This window comes from Acinetobacter corruptisaponis (genome assembly GCF_030053775.1).
Taxonomy (GTDB): domain Bacteria; phylum Pseudomonadota; class Gammaproteobacteria; order Pseudomonadales; family Moraxellaceae; genus Acinetobacter; species Acinetobacter corruptisaponis.
Window position 1 is genome coordinate 3,299,885 of the sequence record NZ_CP125669.1, and the last position, 14,977, is coordinate 3,314,861.

Annotated in this window: 14 protein-coding genes; 10 read left to right on the forward strand and 4 right to left on the reverse strand. The window is 46.8% G+C overall.

Going from position 1 to position 14,977, the window contains the following annotated elements:
• The first annotated feature begins 96 nt into the window (after positions 1-96).
• Positions 97-1,038: a helix-turn-helix domain-containing protein gene (locus tag QLH32_RS15720; RefSeq protein WP_279959610.1), complete on the forward strand. Its 942-nt coding sequence runs from the start codon at positions 97-99 to the stop codon at positions 1,036-1,038.
• A 258-nt stretch (positions 1,039-1,296) separates the two neighbouring features.
• On the opposite strand, the gene QLH32_RS15725 is transcribed toward QLH32_RS15720, so the two are convergent.
• Genes QLH32_RS15725 through QLH32_RS15735 form a run of 3 tightly spaced genes read right to left on the reverse strand, consistent with a single transcriptional unit; the run spans position 1,297 to position 3,684 of the window.
• Complete coding sequence (locus QLH32_RS15725) at positions 1,297-2,367, reverse strand: MFS transporter (RefSeq protein ID WP_283266982.1); 1,071 nt, start codon at positions 2,365-2,367, stop codon at positions 1,297-1,299.
• Positions 2,364-2,516 carry a hypothetical protein gene (locus tag QLH32_RS15730; RefSeq protein ID WP_267980275.1) on the reverse strand — a complete coding sequence of 51 codons (153 nt, stop codon included), beginning with the start codon at positions 2,514-2,516 and terminating at the stop codon, positions 2,364-2,366. The genes QLH32_RS15725 and QLH32_RS15730 overlap by 4 nt, the downstream gene beginning before the upstream one ends.
• 46 nt (positions 2,517-2,562) lie before the next feature.
• Positions 2,563-3,684: a class II histone deacetylase gene (locus tag QLH32_RS15735; protein WP_283266983.1), complete on the reverse strand. Its 1,122-nt coding sequence runs from the start codon at positions 3,682-3,684 to the stop codon at positions 2,563-2,565.
• Between the two features lie 369 nt (positions 3,685-4,053).
• Here QLH32_RS15735 and QLH32_RS15740 point away from each other — a divergent pair, with 369 nt between their 5' ends.
• Positions 4,054-4,821: a TorF family putative porin gene (locus QLH32_RS15740; RefSeq protein WP_283266984.1), complete on the forward strand. Its 768-nt coding sequence runs from the start codon at positions 4,054-4,056 to the stop codon at positions 4,819-4,821.
• 104 nt (positions 4,822-4,925) lie between these two features.
• Positions 4,926-6,527, forward strand: coding sequence for a GMC family oxidoreductase (locus QLH32_RS15745; RefSeq protein ID WP_283266985.1), 1,602 nt, complete (start codon positions 4,926-4,928; stop codon positions 6,525-6,527).
• A gap of 358 nt (positions 6,528-6,885) precedes the next feature.
• Here QLH32_RS15745 and QLH32_RS15750 read toward each other — a convergent pair whose 3' ends face one another.
• Complete coding sequence (locus tag QLH32_RS15750) at positions 6,886-7,704, reverse strand: IclR family transcriptional regulator (RefSeq protein WP_283266986.1); 819 nt, start codon at positions 7,702-7,704, stop codon at positions 6,886-6,888.
• A gap of 177 nt (positions 7,705-7,881) precedes the next feature.
• Here QLH32_RS15750 and QLH32_RS15755 point away from each other — a divergent pair, with 177 nt between their 5' ends.
• The 7 genes from QLH32_RS15755 (at position 7,882) to QLH32_RS15785 (ending at position 14,950) form a co-directional block, all read left to right on the forward strand.
• Positions 7,882-9,426, forward strand: a complete 1,545-nt coding sequence (locus QLH32_RS15755; RefSeq protein WP_283266988.1) for an acetolactate synthase large subunit — start codon at positions 7,882-7,884, stop codon at positions 9,424-9,426.
• A 10-nt stretch (positions 9,427-9,436) separates the two neighbouring features.
• Positions 9,437-10,924 (forward strand): aldehyde dehydrogenase family protein, encoded by a 1,488-nt coding sequence (locus tag QLH32_RS15760; protein WP_283266990.1) that lies wholly within the window; start codon positions 9,437-9,439, stop codon positions 10,922-10,924.
• A gap of 27 nt (positions 10,925-10,951) precedes the next feature.
• Entirely contained in the window at positions 10,952-11,746 is a 795-nt protein-coding gene (locus tag QLH32_RS15765; protein WP_267980282.1) for an SDR family NAD(P)-dependent oxidoreductase, read from the forward strand.
• A 12-nt stretch (positions 11,747-11,758) separates the two neighbouring features.
• Positions 11,759-12,796 (forward strand): WD40/YVTN/BNR-like repeat-containing protein, encoded by a 1,038-nt coding sequence (locus QLH32_RS15770; RefSeq protein ID WP_283266991.1) that lies wholly within the window; start codon positions 11,759-11,761, stop codon positions 12,794-12,796.
• 14 nt (positions 12,797-12,810) lie between these two features.
• Positions 12,811-13,263: a VOC family protein gene (locus tag QLH32_RS15775; RefSeq protein ID WP_283266992.1), complete on the forward strand. Its 453-nt coding sequence runs from the start codon at positions 12,811-12,813 to the stop codon at positions 13,261-13,263.
• Between the two features lie 11 nt (positions 13,264-13,274).
• On the forward strand, positions 13,275-13,877 hold the full coding sequence (locus tag QLH32_RS15780; RefSeq protein ID WP_283266993.1) for an amino acid synthesis family protein: 603 nt from the start codon (positions 13,275-13,277) through the stop codon (positions 13,875-13,877).
• A 233-nt stretch (positions 13,878-14,110) separates the two neighbouring features.
• Complete coding sequence (locus tag QLH32_RS15785; RefSeq protein WP_283266994.1) at positions 14,111-14,950, forward strand: alpha/beta fold hydrolase; 840 nt, start codon at positions 14,111-14,113, stop codon at positions 14,948-14,950.
• Positions 14,951-14,977: the final 27 nt, after the last annotated feature.

Genomic DNA, 14,977 nt, shown 5'->3' on the forward strand with positions numbered 1-14,977 from the left:
TTAGGTGATTCGTTTTACAATAAAAACAGGACTGGGTTTTTTATTTAAATCTAACTATAAGATATTTATACATTTTTAGGTCAAAGCGAGGCACGGATGTTAGTCGTTGAACCAGATGTAAATTCAGGTTTGCTACATGCCTTTCAAATTCGGGAGTCGTTGCAGCATACCCAGATTTTAAAGGACTGGTCGCTATCCTATAACCAGCTTTCCTCGGGTCATTTTGAAAGTCACTTAAATGAACTCTGGCTGGATGACATTCAAATCTATGAAGAAAAAATCAGTCCCTCGATTTTCCAGAGTGGCGAAGGCAAAGCCGACTCACTGTGTCTAGGTGTGTTTTCCAACCTATCCGACCCAGCCCTGTGGATGGGGCAGGCATTACAGGGGTCAGAAATTATTTCACTTTGTCAGGGCGGTGAAATCATGATGCGGACACCACCGCAGTCATCTTTTTTGTCGCTGAGTCTGCCCATGTCTTTACTGGCTGAGGCAGGAGAGATTCCACAGGGTGCAAGCATGTTGACCCATCAACCCTTGGCACAGGAAATTTATTGCAAACTTTCGGTTTTATTAAATCAGCTCTCCAGACTTCACACTACAAACCTGGCCAGTATGCAACAGGCAAAATCCGAGATTCTGGATCTGGGCTTTCAGTATGTTCAGGCCTTGCAACAGCAACGCAACGAGATTCGGACCTCTGCACGTAAGGCCAAGATTGTGGTGCAGCGTGCACTCGATGCCATGCAGTCCTGCCATGATAACCCACCCACAATGGATGAGTTGTGCCAACTGACCTATACCTCCCGTCGTACCTTGCAGAACTGTTTTGAACTGATCACAGGGCAGAGTCCTGCACAGTTCCTGAAACATTTACGTCTGAATGGGGTAAGGCGCACCTTTATCCAGAATGCTGAATCGGTGTCGGTCAGTGAGGTGGCGAGTGAATGGGGATTCTGGCATTTATCGCAATTTGCCACAGACTATAAAAAGTTGTTTGGTGAAACGCCGTCACAAACATTGGCGCAGTGTAAATAGGTCGTATTTTTTGTTTGGTCTTGGAATGAGATAACAATAAAAAGAGAAAGAATTATTTTTAGAAACTTTATTGAAAAAGGGTTAATTTAAAAACACCAAAGCCAGTCAGTTGACTGGCTTTATGTTGTGGATTGATCGGTTCAATGTGCTAAGGAGTTTGCCTGCCCACTGTTTTGATGTTTACGGAACTTGCCATTCAATAGGGTCACCAGAACCAAGGAGATGACAAACATCGCCATGGCATACATGATTAGGGTGTTAGCTTGCGGTTTGTTCAATAATCTGGCCTGAGATGCCAGGGCCAACGCCCATACCAATCGCAATCATCAAGCTGACATATTTCATAATGCTGCCTGTATGATCCATCATGGCGAGGCTGGCAAGGATAAATGGGAATGTAAACATCCATGCAAACTTGAACACCACAATTGAGGTCATAAAGGTCGATGCTGCAATGGTGCCGAGCATGAGGAGCAGGGAAATAAAGAACAGGATAAAGCCAATAATCACCACCACAATACGGCTGACCCGATGCCCAATAAAGGTGGCAACAAAACAGCCCAAAATTCCAAATAAGGTGGCAAAGGATAAATAGCCATTAATGGAGGCTTCTGGAATGTTGGAGTTCAGGCCAATACTGGTTAGAAATGTCCAGATGCTGCTGATCGACATAAAGAATGACAGCACCGATGCAACCCCAATAATGCTCCAGATGATGGAAAGGCTGGATGGATGGTTGGCATGCTGTTCGGTTTGCTGGGGTGCCTGCGGAACTTCATTGCTGAACTGTTTATAAAAAGGTGTTGCGATCAGCATCAGGATAATCAACAGTACAAAGAATGCCTTTAAACCAAACTGGGCGAACAGGTGTGGCAGCACCAGAATGGCGAGGGCACCAAAAATGGTTTGTCCAAGCAGCCACAGGGCAAAGGTTCGTGCAGGTTTGGAGGTCATACTGCATGAAGCCATGGTGACAATCATGATGCTGCCTGCCGCAAAGGCGGCGGATGAACGGGCCAGCACCAGCGTGGTCAGGCTATTGGCAAACAGAGACAGGAAATTTCCCAGAATAAATAGCAAAATAAACACTTTCATGACTTTTTGCGGTGAATAGCGTTTTGCCCAGTAAATCGCAGGTAAAGCGGCAACCCCCATAAAGATCTGTTCATAGAAGAAGAACGTGCCGACCTGTGATGGCGCAAACTGCCATTCAGTTGCAAGTTGATAGGCCAGTACAGGCGTGGTCATCATCACCAGTGGGCCAATGGCGGCAAACAGGCACAATGCAAAAATATGTCCCTTGGAATCAAAAAAAGCCTGAGTATTCATAATTTTTCTCCCAAGTTTTTGGTCTTTTTGCTACGCCATTCAGCCTTGAATCGGGTGAAATGAAAAATAGGTAAAAAATACAGCCGTTCAGCACGATATTGGGGTTGCCTGTCTGGAACCACCCAGACATAACACATCCGATCTAACATGACATACTCCTTGAAGCCGTTTGCTTCCTTGCAATGAAGCGTTGAGTTATGGGGTTGAATTTATTTTTTGTGCGAGCTGATCAATCAGCTGTTTCTGGAACTGGTTAAAGGGGGCGCTGGGTTGCTGTAATTTGAGCAGGTCAATACATGGATCTTCAACGCTGGTTCTGATACCACTCAGCGCCTCAACCACCGCCAAGCCACAGAATGGAACATAGGATTCGGCATAGCCTCCCTCATGCACCATAACCAGTTTGCCCTGACATAGCTTTTCAGCTGCCTGTTTGGTCAGTTCTGCAAGACGGCGGAAAGTTTCACTGGTCAGTAACAGACGGGCGAGTGGATCGAATGCATTGGCGTCATAGCCACAGGCGACAATGATCATGTCGGGTTGGAACTTTTCCAGCGCAGGCAATACAATGCTTTCAAAGGCATACAGATAGGCTTCATCACCACAGCCTGGCAACAGTGGAATGTTGATGTTATAGCCTAGTCCTTTTCCCTCACCTAGATCGTCAGCGCCGTGATAGCCAGGCGGGAAGCAACGTTCCTGATGCAGGGAAATGGTCAGTACGTCATCCCGTTCATAATAGATATGTTGCGTTCCATTGCCGTGGTGTACATCCCAGTCAATCACCGCGACCTTGTTTAGGCCAAATTTGGCTTTGGCCCGTTCAATGGCAATGGGGATATTGGCAAGGAAACAGAAACCCATGGGTTTGTCGGGCAGGCAGTGATGACCAGGTGGACGTGAAAGGGAGTAGGCATTCTGTAATTCACCGAGCAATACCTTTTCAACCGCCTCACAGGCAAGCCCTGCCGAAACTTTGGCAATTTCGTAGCTGCCAGGGCCAATCGGTGCATGTTCATCCAGCAAGCCACCGCCCTGATCACTTAGATTTTTAAATTTGCTAAGATAGTGTTGGGGATGAACACGTAATAGGTCTTCCTCTGTGGCGGGAGAGGCCGAACGGGCATCCAGCTGTCTGGTCAGGCCAGACACATCCATTAAGTTTTTAAAGCGGCGTTTGGATTCAGGTGATTCCGCGTGGGCTGCACTTGATGGGGCCTGTACCCAGCCACCGACTGGCAATACCGTTGCATGTAGGCCTGTGGTGTGCCAGAAACACCACTCATCAAAGAAAAATCCAGTTTGCTTCTGTTCCATTTTTAACTCCATCTATTTTTATAAAAATCCCGTAATATGGGATATATATTACTTTATTGAGAAATAAACAATAGTAAAAAGATAAAAATTCTTATATTTCGATAAAAAATTTAAAAATTCTATATTTTGGTGCAGCCTGCACAATCATACAGCACCCTTTTGCATTACAATAATGCATAAATATTGGAAAATACCGTAATGTGTAAATATTTAAAAATATGTGTTGTTTTTATGATTATTTAAATATATAAAATCCCATAATATGGAAAAAATTGTTTTTCATAGATTAAAACCCCGAAGATGACATCGCCTCACATACATTCAGGGTGGACTGATGAGGCAAACAACAAGGATGAAAAGGAGAAGAATATGAAATATTCAGTTTTAGCTGCCATGCTGGCTCTAGGGTGTGGACAGGCGGTACAAGCAGATACAGGAACATCAGCTCCAGCAGCATTTATGGATCAGTTTTCTGTACATGGAACCTTAACCCTATCCTCAGATTACCGTAGTCGTGGTTTTTCCAAGTCGAGCCATAAGCCATCGGTACAGGGAGGGATGATTCTGGCGCATCAGTCAGGTGCTTACTTAATGCTATGGGGGGCAAGTGCCACCACACCGAATGGCGGCAGTATGGAGGCCGATGCCATCGTAGGTTACACATGGCGTATTGATGAAAAGAACAGCCTGGACTTCTTTTATGCGGATGTGAATTACTCAGGAGGGGATTTCAGTCCAAATGGTAAGTCTGCTGATTTTGGTGAGTATGGTGTGATGTATAAGCGCACGGGCACACTGGTTGCTCAGGATAACTTGAGTGCGGCAGTTTACTATTCTCCAGAATATCTATTTGGCTCAGGTAACGAGTATTACTTTAGTGGAGAATACAGTTTCCCTGTGGTTGAAAACGTACGGTTGTTTGGTTCAGCGGGCTATACCAAACAGGACAGCGTTGCTGAGTTCCAGCTAGGTTCGGTTCCCGATGGCAAAAAAGACAATTACTTCGACTACAAGGTGGGGGTACGTGGTGACTATAAGGGCGTAACCACTGAACTGGCCTGGGTAGGCAATAATATTGACAGCCAGTTTGATATGTACGATGACCGTCTATATGTCAGTGTGACCAAGAATTTCTAAACGCTGTGGCTCCTCTTTGTGAGGTGGGTAGGATGGTTTGGCTGCCTCACTTTTTTAGGGAGTGAAGTATTACTGAAACGGGTAATAGGTCCAAAGGAGAACTCATGCAAGTTAAGGAATTTGATTATATTGTCTGTGGTGCGGGATCGGCTGGCTGTGTGGTCGCCACACGTCTGATTGAACAGAATAAGGGAACAGTATTATTGCTCGAAGCAGGCGGCAGTGATCAGGACTTTAATTACAAGATTCCAGCAGGTATTCCCGTGGTGATCAACTCCACCTGGAACTATACCACTGAACCCGATGCCCGAACCCATCATCGGGAAATGTCCTGTGCGCAGGGCAAGGTGTTGGGTGGCAGTAGCTCCGTCAACGGCATGATTTATCTCCGTGGACAGGCTGAAGACTACGATGAATGGGCCGATATGTATGGCTGTACAGGCTGGGATTTTCAGTCCATTCTGCCTTATTTTAAAAAATCTGAAAACAATGAAAGCCTGTCTGGTGAATATCACGGTACACAAGGGCATTTTGTGATCAGTGACACCCGACTCAAACATCCTTTAACACGTGCCTTTATCAAGGCGGGACAGGAACTGGGCCTGCCTTATGTGAATGACTTTAATGGACAGTCACAACAAGGCGTGGGTTTTTATCAGCACAATATCAAAAATGGTGAGCGTGGCAGCACTTCAAGAACTTATCTGGCTTCAGTACGCCAGAATCCACAATTAACTGTGCAACTCAATACACAGGTGGAGAAAGTTCTGGTTGAACAGGGCAAGGCCACTGGAATTGAATGCAGAATCAATGGCACCAGTACAGTCATTAAAGCCAGAAAAGGTGTGGTACTCAGTTCAGGTTCAATCGGCTCAGCAAAAATCCTGCTCCTTTCAGGGATTGGGCCGAAAGAGCATCTGGACAGTCTGGGGATTGAGGTCAAGCAGGACCTGCCAGTCGGAAAAAATTACCACGACCATCTGCATACCTCAATCAATGCCACCATCAAGCGCCCGATTTCACTGTATGGTGAAGACAAGGGGCTGAAACGCTATAAACATGGGTTGCAGTGGCTTCTATTTAGGGAGGGTGTGGTTGCCTCCAGTGTATTGGAGGGTGGAGCTTTTATGGATAGCAACCATGAGGGCCGTCCCGATGTACAGGCCATGTTCCTGCCTGTTCTGGATGTGTTTGATGACCCAAGTGGTCAGGGTAAAAACTATACGCATGGCATTACCCTGAAAATGTGTCATTTACGGCCTAAGTCGAGAGGTCAGCTCTATCTCCGTAGTAAAAATCCAGATGATGCGGTTAGGATCGAGGCCAACTTGCTGGAACATCCAGATGATCTACAGGGGCTGATTCGGGCCACTCAATTCGGTCTGGACTTACTACAGCAACCCTCTTTGTCCAATGAAATTGACGAGGTTTTTGCCCCTGACCACACGGTAAAACGGGATGATGTAGTGGCCTTGGAACGCTTTGTGCGGGAATATTGCAAAACCACCTATCATCCTGTAGGAACTTGCCGAATGGGGCAAAGTCCGCAGGATTCTGTGGTGGACTTAAACCTGAAAGTACATGGAATTGATCAGCTCAGTGTGATTGACTGTTCAGTGTTTCCATCCATCCCAAGCGCTAATACCAATGCGCCAACGGTTGCGATTGCGGAAAAAGGTGCGGACGTATTGATTCAGCGTAGCTAAACCTGAATTCGACTTAAATATTGTTTTAACTTATTGAAAAAAATTGCCTTAACGGAGTCTTGCTGAGTTCTCATCGAATTTCAGGATAAGCCACTCCGTCTTGCACTGCACTAAAGCTTTAAACGCTTTAGTTTGTTCAGGCTAGCCCTACTTTTGTTTTGGGATGAGGAGCGAAGCTCCGCAAGGGCAACCATCTTGCGCAGCTATCGCTGCTCACCGCAAAACTCGTTCACTACTAGCAACTAGTTTAATGTGTCGCAGAAACAACATTTTATTCATAAAGTCCTGTCTCGAACAATTGCGGATGACGTTTCCGAGTATCATATTTCATCAAGAGTTTTATGTTGAAGTCAGCTACTTACTCCAGATGCTCAACTTCTTCCCGTTGAATTTGTTCCTCATTGATCTCAATTGGTACATTGACCGATTTAGGCGAGGACACAATGGATTTGGTCAGGTTTTTTGCGGTTTCCAATAAAATCTCAATGATGGTTTCCTGACGCAATAAATTAAACTGTTGATCAGACCCCACCACACAGACGCTATAAGTCACTTCCTTTGAATCAAAATCTGAAAAGATTGGCGCTGCAATCCCGATGTTGCCAATATTCAACTCGTTATTGGTGGCGCAATAGCCATCCTTACGAATGGTCTTGGCAATTTTCAGCACTTCCTCAAGTGAATAAGGGTTTTGTGGGTCTTTAGAAATTTGAGTCTCATAAAGCTCCCTGATTTTTTTAATACTTCTATAAGAGGTGAGAACCTTGGCCTGTGCGCCCCTGAACAGCGGTAAAGGTCGCCCACGACCAAAGCTAAAGTGCATTTCATTGTTGGGGCTTAGAATAAAGGTGTTGATGATCTTGCTGTCATAAAACGCGCTGACAAAAACCGTAAGGCCTGTAATCTGGCTTAAATTTTCCAGATAGGGACGGCCTGTACTGAGTACAGGATCATATTTTCGCATCATCCAGTCTAGCTCAATCACACGGGGACCCAGCGCATAACCGCCTGGCCCACGCTTGGCAATCAGTCCCGCATCACATAGTTCTTTTATATAGCGATAAGACGAAGTTCTTGATAAATCAAATTTTTGCGCGATAAGTTCAGCATCAATTTCTAATTGTTCAGGGCCAAACAGGTTAAGTACGTTCAGTATCCTGGCCAGACTGCTATTCATATTGTCTCGATTAAAACTGCAAATTATTTTTCATATCTTTCACCAGTTATGCAGTCTGGTCAATTGAAATGTTAAAAAATATAAAAAATCCCGTAATATGAAAATAATTGTTGAAATTATAAATTTTATGTTTTATAAATCTCTTAATAAGGGAAGAATTAATTTTTGGTGAAAGCGATGATCGGTGCGGAATACTTTGTAAAAACGGCTGCGCAACTTGGCTTTGAATATTGTTTTGCCAATCCAGGAACCACAGAAATTCCGATGGTTGCGGTGATGGAGTCAGAAACAAAAATCAAGCCAGTGTTGTCTCTCTTTGAGGGGGTATGTTCTGGGGCGGCTGACGGTTATGGTCGTGTGGCGGCAAAACCTGCCTTGACCCTGACCCATCTGGGACCTGGTTTCGCCAACAGTATGGCAAACCTGCACAATGCCCGCCGTGCCAATACCCCAATCGTTAACATCATTGGTGACCATGCTTCATGGCATGTCAACTATGATCCACCGTTAGCCAGCGATATTGAAAGCATGGCGAAAACTGTGTCAGGCTGGGTGCGTATGACCCGCAATGCCAACAGTATCGGTGATGATTTGCAGGATGCAATGAAAGCGGCTTGGCAAGCCAAGGGACAAATTGCCACCCTAATTTTACCAATGGATTTTCAGGCTCAACAGATTCAGGACTTGGGTAAAAAATTCCATGTGGCTGCCCCACAACGCCATTTTGTTGCCACTCAGGTTGAAGCGGTGGCAAAACAGTATCAACAGGGCAAATCTCTGGTGTTTATTGTCGGTGATACTGGCGTAAACGAAGAGGGCTTGAAAGCGGCAGGGCGTTTGGCAAATCTGGATCGAGTCAAGATGTTTGCTGAAACATTCCCACGGATTAGCCATCGTGGTGGTGGCTTACCTGATCTGGACCGTTTGCCGTACTTTCCTGAAAAGGCCATTGAAGTACTGGAACAGTATGATTATGTGGTGTGTGCAGGCGTGATTGACCCGATCAGCTATTTTGGTTATGAGGGCTTGCCATCCCGTTTGGCGGAACCCGACCGTTTACTGTATTTGGCGAATGTAGGTGAGGATGTGCCTGCGGCACTGAATGCACTGGCCGATGAACTAAATGCACCCGCCTTTGTTACTGTTCCAACTAAAGCCATCGAGTTGCCCCCTGCACAGGCTGAACTGAGTCCAGCATCGGTTGCCAAAGTATTGGCTGCCAGTTTGACTGAGGACTGTATTGTATCCATTGAGGGTGGAACCTGTGGCTATCCATTTTTTACCGCCTCCAATGATGCGGTCAAGCATCGGGTCATCACCAATACAGGCGGTGCCATTGGACAAGGGATTCCAGCGGGCTTTGGTGCAGCACTGGCTGAACGTGGCAATCGGGTGTTCTGTTTACAGTCGGATGGTAGCGCCCAGTACACCATTCAAACATTATGGAGTATTGCCCGTGAAAATCTGCCGATCACCATTTTAATTGTGGCCAACCACCGTTATGCCATTTTACAGAATGAGCTTCGTCGCTTTGGCGTAGAGAAGTTTAGTGAAACGGCACTGTCCTTGACCGAACTGAATCAACCTAAAATCGACTGGACGGCATTGGCACAGGCCTATGGGCTTGCGTCTACCGTGACCCGAACCAACCAGGAATTACAAGCGGCATTGACCCGAAGCAATCAATCAATGCAACCCCACCTAATCGTAATGGAATTATGAGGTATTCAACATGGCTTTAAATACGGTGTTTCCAGAAGTACATAATTTTTTATCCAAACCAACACAATTGTTTATTGGTGGTCAATGGGTCGATGCGGTGAGCAAGCAGACCTTTGAGGTTGAAAATCCAGCCACCCAGCAGGTGATTGCGCATGTGGCAAAAGGTGATGCTGCTGATGTTGATCTGGCGGTGGACGCTGCCAACAAGGCATTTAAAACATGGCGTTATGAGATTCCAGCCACCCGTGCCAGATTATTGTTTAAGTTAGCAGATTTGGTTGAGAAGCATACTGAGGAACTGGCGCAAATCCTGACACTGGATAATGGTAAGCCATTACTGTATTCACGCCATGAGTGTGGTGCGGCAGCGCATATCCTACGTCACTTTGCAGGCTTTGCCACCAAGGTCGAGGGCCGTCAGGTGCCTGTTTCGGGCGCACCAAATGGCGCATTCCTGAACTATACCTTGCGTGATCCTGTGGGCGTGTGTGGCTTGATCGTGCCGTGGAATTTTCCACTGACCATGTGTATCTGGAAACTTGCACCTGCCATGGCGGTAGGTTGTACCGCCATTCTAAAACCTGCCGAGCAAACCCCACTGATTGCAGTGCGTTTGATGCAGCTTTTTGAGGAAGCGGGTTTCCCAGCAGGGGTGGTGAATCTGGTGACAGGCATGGGTATTGATGTGGGTCAGCCGCTAAGTGCACACATGAATGTCAATAAGGTGGCATTTACAGGTTCAACCATGGTGGGTAAAGCCATTGCCCAGCAGGCGACCTCCAATATGAAGCGTGTCACGCTGGAACTGGGCGGCAAGTCACCCAACATCATTTTACCAGATGCTGACTTGAGCAAGGCGATTCCAGGCGCAGCACAGGCAATTTTCTACAATCAGGGTCAGGTCTGTACCGCAGGTTCGCGTCTGTATGTACATGAAAAAGTGTTGGATGAAGTACTGGATGGCTTATGCAAACAGGCGCAGGGCATGAAGATTGCCAATGGTCTGGATGAGGCATCGACTATGGGGCCACTGGTGTCTGAACGACAATATGACCGAGTCAACCGCTATATCGAGCAGGCCTTGGCGGATGGTGCAGAGTTGTTGACAGGCGGCAAGCGTCCAGAGGGCTTTGACAAGGGTTACTACCTTGAACCGACCATTTTCCTTGATCGTGAAGAGAAAGCCTGTATCTCCAAAGAAGAAATTTTTGGCCCTGTGCTGACCGTGATGAGCTGGTCAGATACTGACGAACTGGTCGAGCGTGCCAATAATTCTATTTATGGACTGGCGGCAGGCATCTGGACGCAGGATTTATCACAGGCACATCGCATTGCCGCACAGCTTGAAGCCGGTTCGGTGTGGGTGAACTGCTATAACGTGGTTGATCCCGTGTCGCCATTCGGTGGTTATAAACAGTCAGGCTGGGGCCGTGAAATGAGCCATGACGTGATTGAAGCCTATACCGAAACCAAAAATGTGTGTGTGAATTTGTACTAATCAGAGCATAGAGAAAAGGATTAAAAAATGGATTTAGAGCTAAAAGACCGAGTGGCGATTGTAACTGGCGGTGGCATGGGCATTGGTAAGGATGTTGCCCGTTTCCTGTCACAGGAAGGCTGTAAAGTGGTGATCTGTGCCCGTCGTATGAGCTATCTGGAAGAGGCGGCCAAGGAAATCTCTGCTGAAACAGGTAATGAGGTGTTGCCATTATTCTGTGACACCACCGATATGCAGACGGTACAAAGTATGGTCGATCAAACCATGCAGCATTTTGGTCGTATTGATATTTTGGTCAATGGCGCAGCAGCGCCGTCAGGTGTGGTACGCAATGATATTGAACACGCTGAAGACCATGAATTGCTGGGTGATCTGGATACCAAAGTTATCGGTTATTTCCGTTGTACCAAGGCCGTTACCCCACATATGAAAAAAGGCGGCTTTGGACGGGTGATTAATATCGGTGGTTTAACTGGACGTGGCAGTAAGGTGATGTCAGGCATGCGTAACCTTGCGATTGCCCACATGACCAAAACCCTGTCAGACCAGCTTGGGCCATCTGGCATTACGGTTAACCTGATTCATCCTGGGGTAGTGGATACGCCACATATTCAGGAACTGTATGAACGTGAGGGTGTGAAGCAGAACAAAACGCCTGAACAGGTGCGTCAGGGCTATATTGAGAATACGCCAATCCGACGTACCCTTGCACCGATTGAAATGGGTTACCTGATTGGTTTCCTTGCCTCGCCTAAGGCGGGAGCGATTACGGGCGAGTCCATCGGTATTGATGGTGGCCTGACACGTGGCATCTTTATCTAAGGGAGAGCGGTTATGTCAAATGGAACATGGTTGGTTGCCACCGTTGGTCAGGCGGTCATCCGTAGTGGCGATGATGGTAAGTCATGGCACCGTCTGGGTGTCGGGCAAGACTTGGAGTTTGATGCCATTACCCGCTCTCTGTCACAAGACCCTGAGCAACATGAAATCATTTATGCAGGCACGGATATTGGTCTCTGTGTCAGCCATAACTGTGGTGGTAAATGGGAGCAAATGGATACCCCATTTAATGGACAAACCGTCTGGAAAGTTGCGGTTGACCCACAAAACCGACAAAGAATCTTTGTGGGGACAGGCGCACCCTCCCGTGCAGTGCTATGGCGGACGCTGGATGGTGGCAAGAGCTGGGATCGGGCCCCTGTTGAAATTCCAGAGTTCTGTGAAGGAGTAAACCGTCCTCGCTTATTAGCATTTGCCTATGACCCAACCGATGCCAATAAAATCTGGTTCGGTCTGGAAGAAGGTGGCTTGTTTCACTCACAGGATGGTGGCGATACATGGCAGCGTTTAGATGATCGCCTGCTGTGGGACTTTAACTCCGACATTCATACCATTGCGGTATTGCCAAACCACGGTCAAAAAGTGGTGGTGGTGGTCTGTGTCAATGCGGTGTACCGCAGTTTTGATGATGGACAGACATGGACAGGAATTATTGCCAAGGAAGAATTTGGCCTGTACTACATTCGGGCCATGTCAGCGCATCATCAAACACAGGACAGGGTCTATCTAAGTATTTCCGATGGTACACCAGGTACTACCAGTAAGATTCTGGTATCCAAAGATGCGGCTGCCACATGGGAAGTGTTGCCATTACCACAGCAACCCAACTCATGTGTCTGGGCAATTCAGCAGAATTTTAACAACCCTGAGCAGGTGATTGCAGGCACCAAATATGGTCATCTATTTGTCAGTGAAAATGGTGGCAATAGCTGGGTCAAGCAATGGCGTGAATTTAGTGAAATCGCAGATGTGCTATGGACACCTGCACAAACTGAAATCAAGGCATTGCATCAGTCGGTGATTCAAAAATAAGGGGGAACCAGAAGATGAAAATCAAGGTATTGCGTACCCATCTTTCACTGTTTGTTCGGGACCCCGAATTATCGGCCAAATGGTATGCCGATGTGCTGGGGATGGTTGAACATGCACGAGGCCCTGCATGGGTGATGATGAGTTTTGGCATCAAGCACCATGACATTGCGCTGATCAAGGCTGCGCCTGATGCACAGCAGGGTGGACTGGGTTTGCAGCACTATGGACTGGAAATCGAGGGTACATTTGAAACCCTGCAAAAACTGCACGGCATGCTGATCCAGAAAGGTGTTGAAGTGGTTAAGACTACAGACCATGCAGTGGGCAATGGCCTGTATTTCAATGACCCTGATGGCAATCGTCTGGAATTCTTTCTGGAAACCATCCATGACGATGCTGAGGCGATCAAAGCCTTTTATGATGCGGGTGCGCCAAGCAACCCAATTGAAATTAAACCTATTTTTTAAACGGTTCTGATATGAAAAAAGCAAATTTTGAACATTACCATATCCGTAAATGGTACAGCTTTGTAGAAGAAACGCTGGCGAATGAAAGTGGTGTACTGGCAGATGGCGAACCGATTTATAAATATGCGGTTGCTGCTGCCATTCATAATCCGTTTGCAGGTCAATTCCAGCAAGACCTGAATACACTGATTGAGAAGTCACCTGAACTGGGTCGGGAATTTGGTCGCCGTATACAGGCTTTGGCACAAGGGCGTGCCATTGAAAGTTATGGCAAAGCCATTTTGGTCGGTATGAACAGCGAATATGAACATGGCAACGCATTCCTGACCAATCCAGCGGCAAACCCAGTACGGGATGCGATTGGTGGTGGTAAGTCATGGGTGCCATCGACAGGGAAACGGGGCGTGGTAGGCACGATTATTGATGTGCCACTGGCCCATAAAGATGCGCTGTATGTACGTTCACACTATGACACTTTTTCTTTATCGTTTAATGATGCACCCAACAACGATGAGATTATTGTGATCTGGGTATTTGCCACCCGTGGACGTTTACATGCCCCTTTAGGCGGTTTGAAAGCATCTGAAATCAAGGGCGAAGATGGGTTGAATTAACCAAAAAACTGATTTTTCCCAGAATTGGCTATCGTGGAGGTGGCATGGATGCCACCTGTTGGACTGCGGTATCAGGGATGTACCGTCAGTCCAACAAAGGGTTTGGTTACTTTGCCCTGTCAAAGTGACAAAAATGCCTATACAAATGCTCTTTGATTTTTAATGGTTTATGTGGCTGTGCAGCAAGTAGAAAATGTAAACCCTATTTATAACTTAATTTAAGGCAGGACATTATGCAAACAGGAAGTCATTTTTTTAAAAATCGTAGTGGGCTAAAACTGCATTATTTAAGCTGGGGACGACAACCTGAACAGCCTGTCATCATCATGTTGCATGGATTACGTTCCTACGCAGCCACATGGCATCTGCTTGCACCATTGCTGGCAGAACGATTCTATGTAGTGGCGCTGGACCAGCGTGGTCGAGGAGAAAGCGACTGGGCGGAATATTCCACTTACCAGACGGAATACTATGTGCATGACCTTGAAGATCTGATGGCAGAATTAAACATTGATCAGGTCATTCTGTTGGGCCACTCTTTAGGGGGCACCAATGCACTTGAATTTACCCACTTACATCCTGAACAGGTGCGGGCGCTGATTGTTGAGGATATTGGGCCAGGCTCATCCATACAGGGCGATGGTGCGGAACGAATCCGACGTGAAATGCAGACCACACCACTGTCCTTTAACTCATGGGATGAGGCGGCTGCATTCTGGAAAAAGCTGCGTCCATTGATTGATGAGCAGGGCATTCAATCCCGCCTGCAACATACGCTGGTAGAAAAACAGGGGCAGATTCATTGGCGACATGATCAGGAGGGCATTGCCAAGGCACGCTTGACCTTTCCCTCGATTGACCTATGGCCTGCGGTTGAAAGCCTGAATTGCCCGACCTTATTTATCAAAGGTGGCCTGTCTGATTTTCTCTCTGCTGAGACGCTTCAGCAAATCAGGGTAAAGAAACATCATGTGCAGGCCGTGGAAATTGCGGGCGCATCGCATTATGTCCATGATGATCAAACTGAGCAGTTCAACCAGACGGTACAGGATTTTTTAAATCAACTGGCTTAGCTGGCACAAAGACAAAAGGAATGGAGC

Excerpts from the sequence above, each read along its gene's own strand:
- QLH32_RS15770 (WP_283266991.1), top strand. The coding sequence starts at position 11,759 with ATGTCAAATGGAACATGGTTGGTTGCCACCGTTGGTCAGGCGGTCATC.
- QLH32_RS15775 (WP_283266992.1), top strand. The coding sequence starts at position 12,811 with ATGAAAATCAAGGTATTGCGTACCCATCTTTCACTGTTTGTTCGGGAC.
- QLH32_RS15760 (WP_283266990.1), top strand. The coding sequence starts at position 9,437 with ATGGCTTTAAATACGGTGTTTCCAGAAGTACATAATTTTTTATCCAAA.
- QLH32_RS15730 (WP_267980275.1), bottom strand. The coding sequence starts at position 2,516 with ATGTTAGATCGGATGTGTTATGTCTGGGTGGTTCCAGACAGGCAACCC.
- QLH32_RS15720 (WP_279959610.1), top strand. The coding sequence starts at position 97 with ATGTTAGTCGTTGAACCAGATGTAAATTCAGGTTTGCTACATGCCTTT.
- QLH32_RS15785 (WP_283266994.1), top strand. The coding sequence starts at position 14,111 with ATGCAAACAGGAAGTCATTTTTTTAAAAATCGTAGTGGGCTAAAACTG.
- QLH32_RS15750 (WP_283266986.1), bottom strand. The coding sequence starts at position 7,704 with ATGAATAGCAGTCTGGCCAGGATACTGAACGTACTTAACCTGTTTGGC.
- QLH32_RS15765 (WP_267980282.1), top strand. The coding sequence starts at position 10,952 with ATGGATTTAGAGCTAAAAGACCGAGTGGCGATTGTAACTGGCGGTGGC.
- QLH32_RS15780 (WP_283266993.1), top strand. The coding sequence starts at position 13,275 with ATGAAAAAAGCAAATTTTGAACATTACCATATCCGTAAATGGTACAGC.
- QLH32_RS15735 (WP_283266983.1), bottom strand. The coding sequence starts at position 3,684 with ATGGAACAGAAGCAAACTGGATTTTTCTTTGATGAGTGGTGTTTCTGG.
- QLH32_RS15740 (WP_283266984.1), top strand. The coding sequence starts at position 4,054 with ATGAAATATTCAGTTTTAGCTGCCATGCTGGCTCTAGGGTGTGGACAG.
- QLH32_RS15755 (WP_283266988.1), top strand. The coding sequence starts at position 7,882 with ATGATCGGTGCGGAATACTTTGTAAAAACGGCTGCGCAACTTGGCTTT.
- QLH32_RS15725 (WP_283266982.1), bottom strand. The coding sequence starts at position 2,367 with ATGAATACTCAGGCTTTTTTTGATTCCAAGGGACATATTTTTGCATTG.
- QLH32_RS15745 (WP_283266985.1), top strand. The coding sequence starts at position 4,926 with ATGCAAGTTAAGGAATTTGATTATATTGTCTGTGGTGCGGGATCGGCT.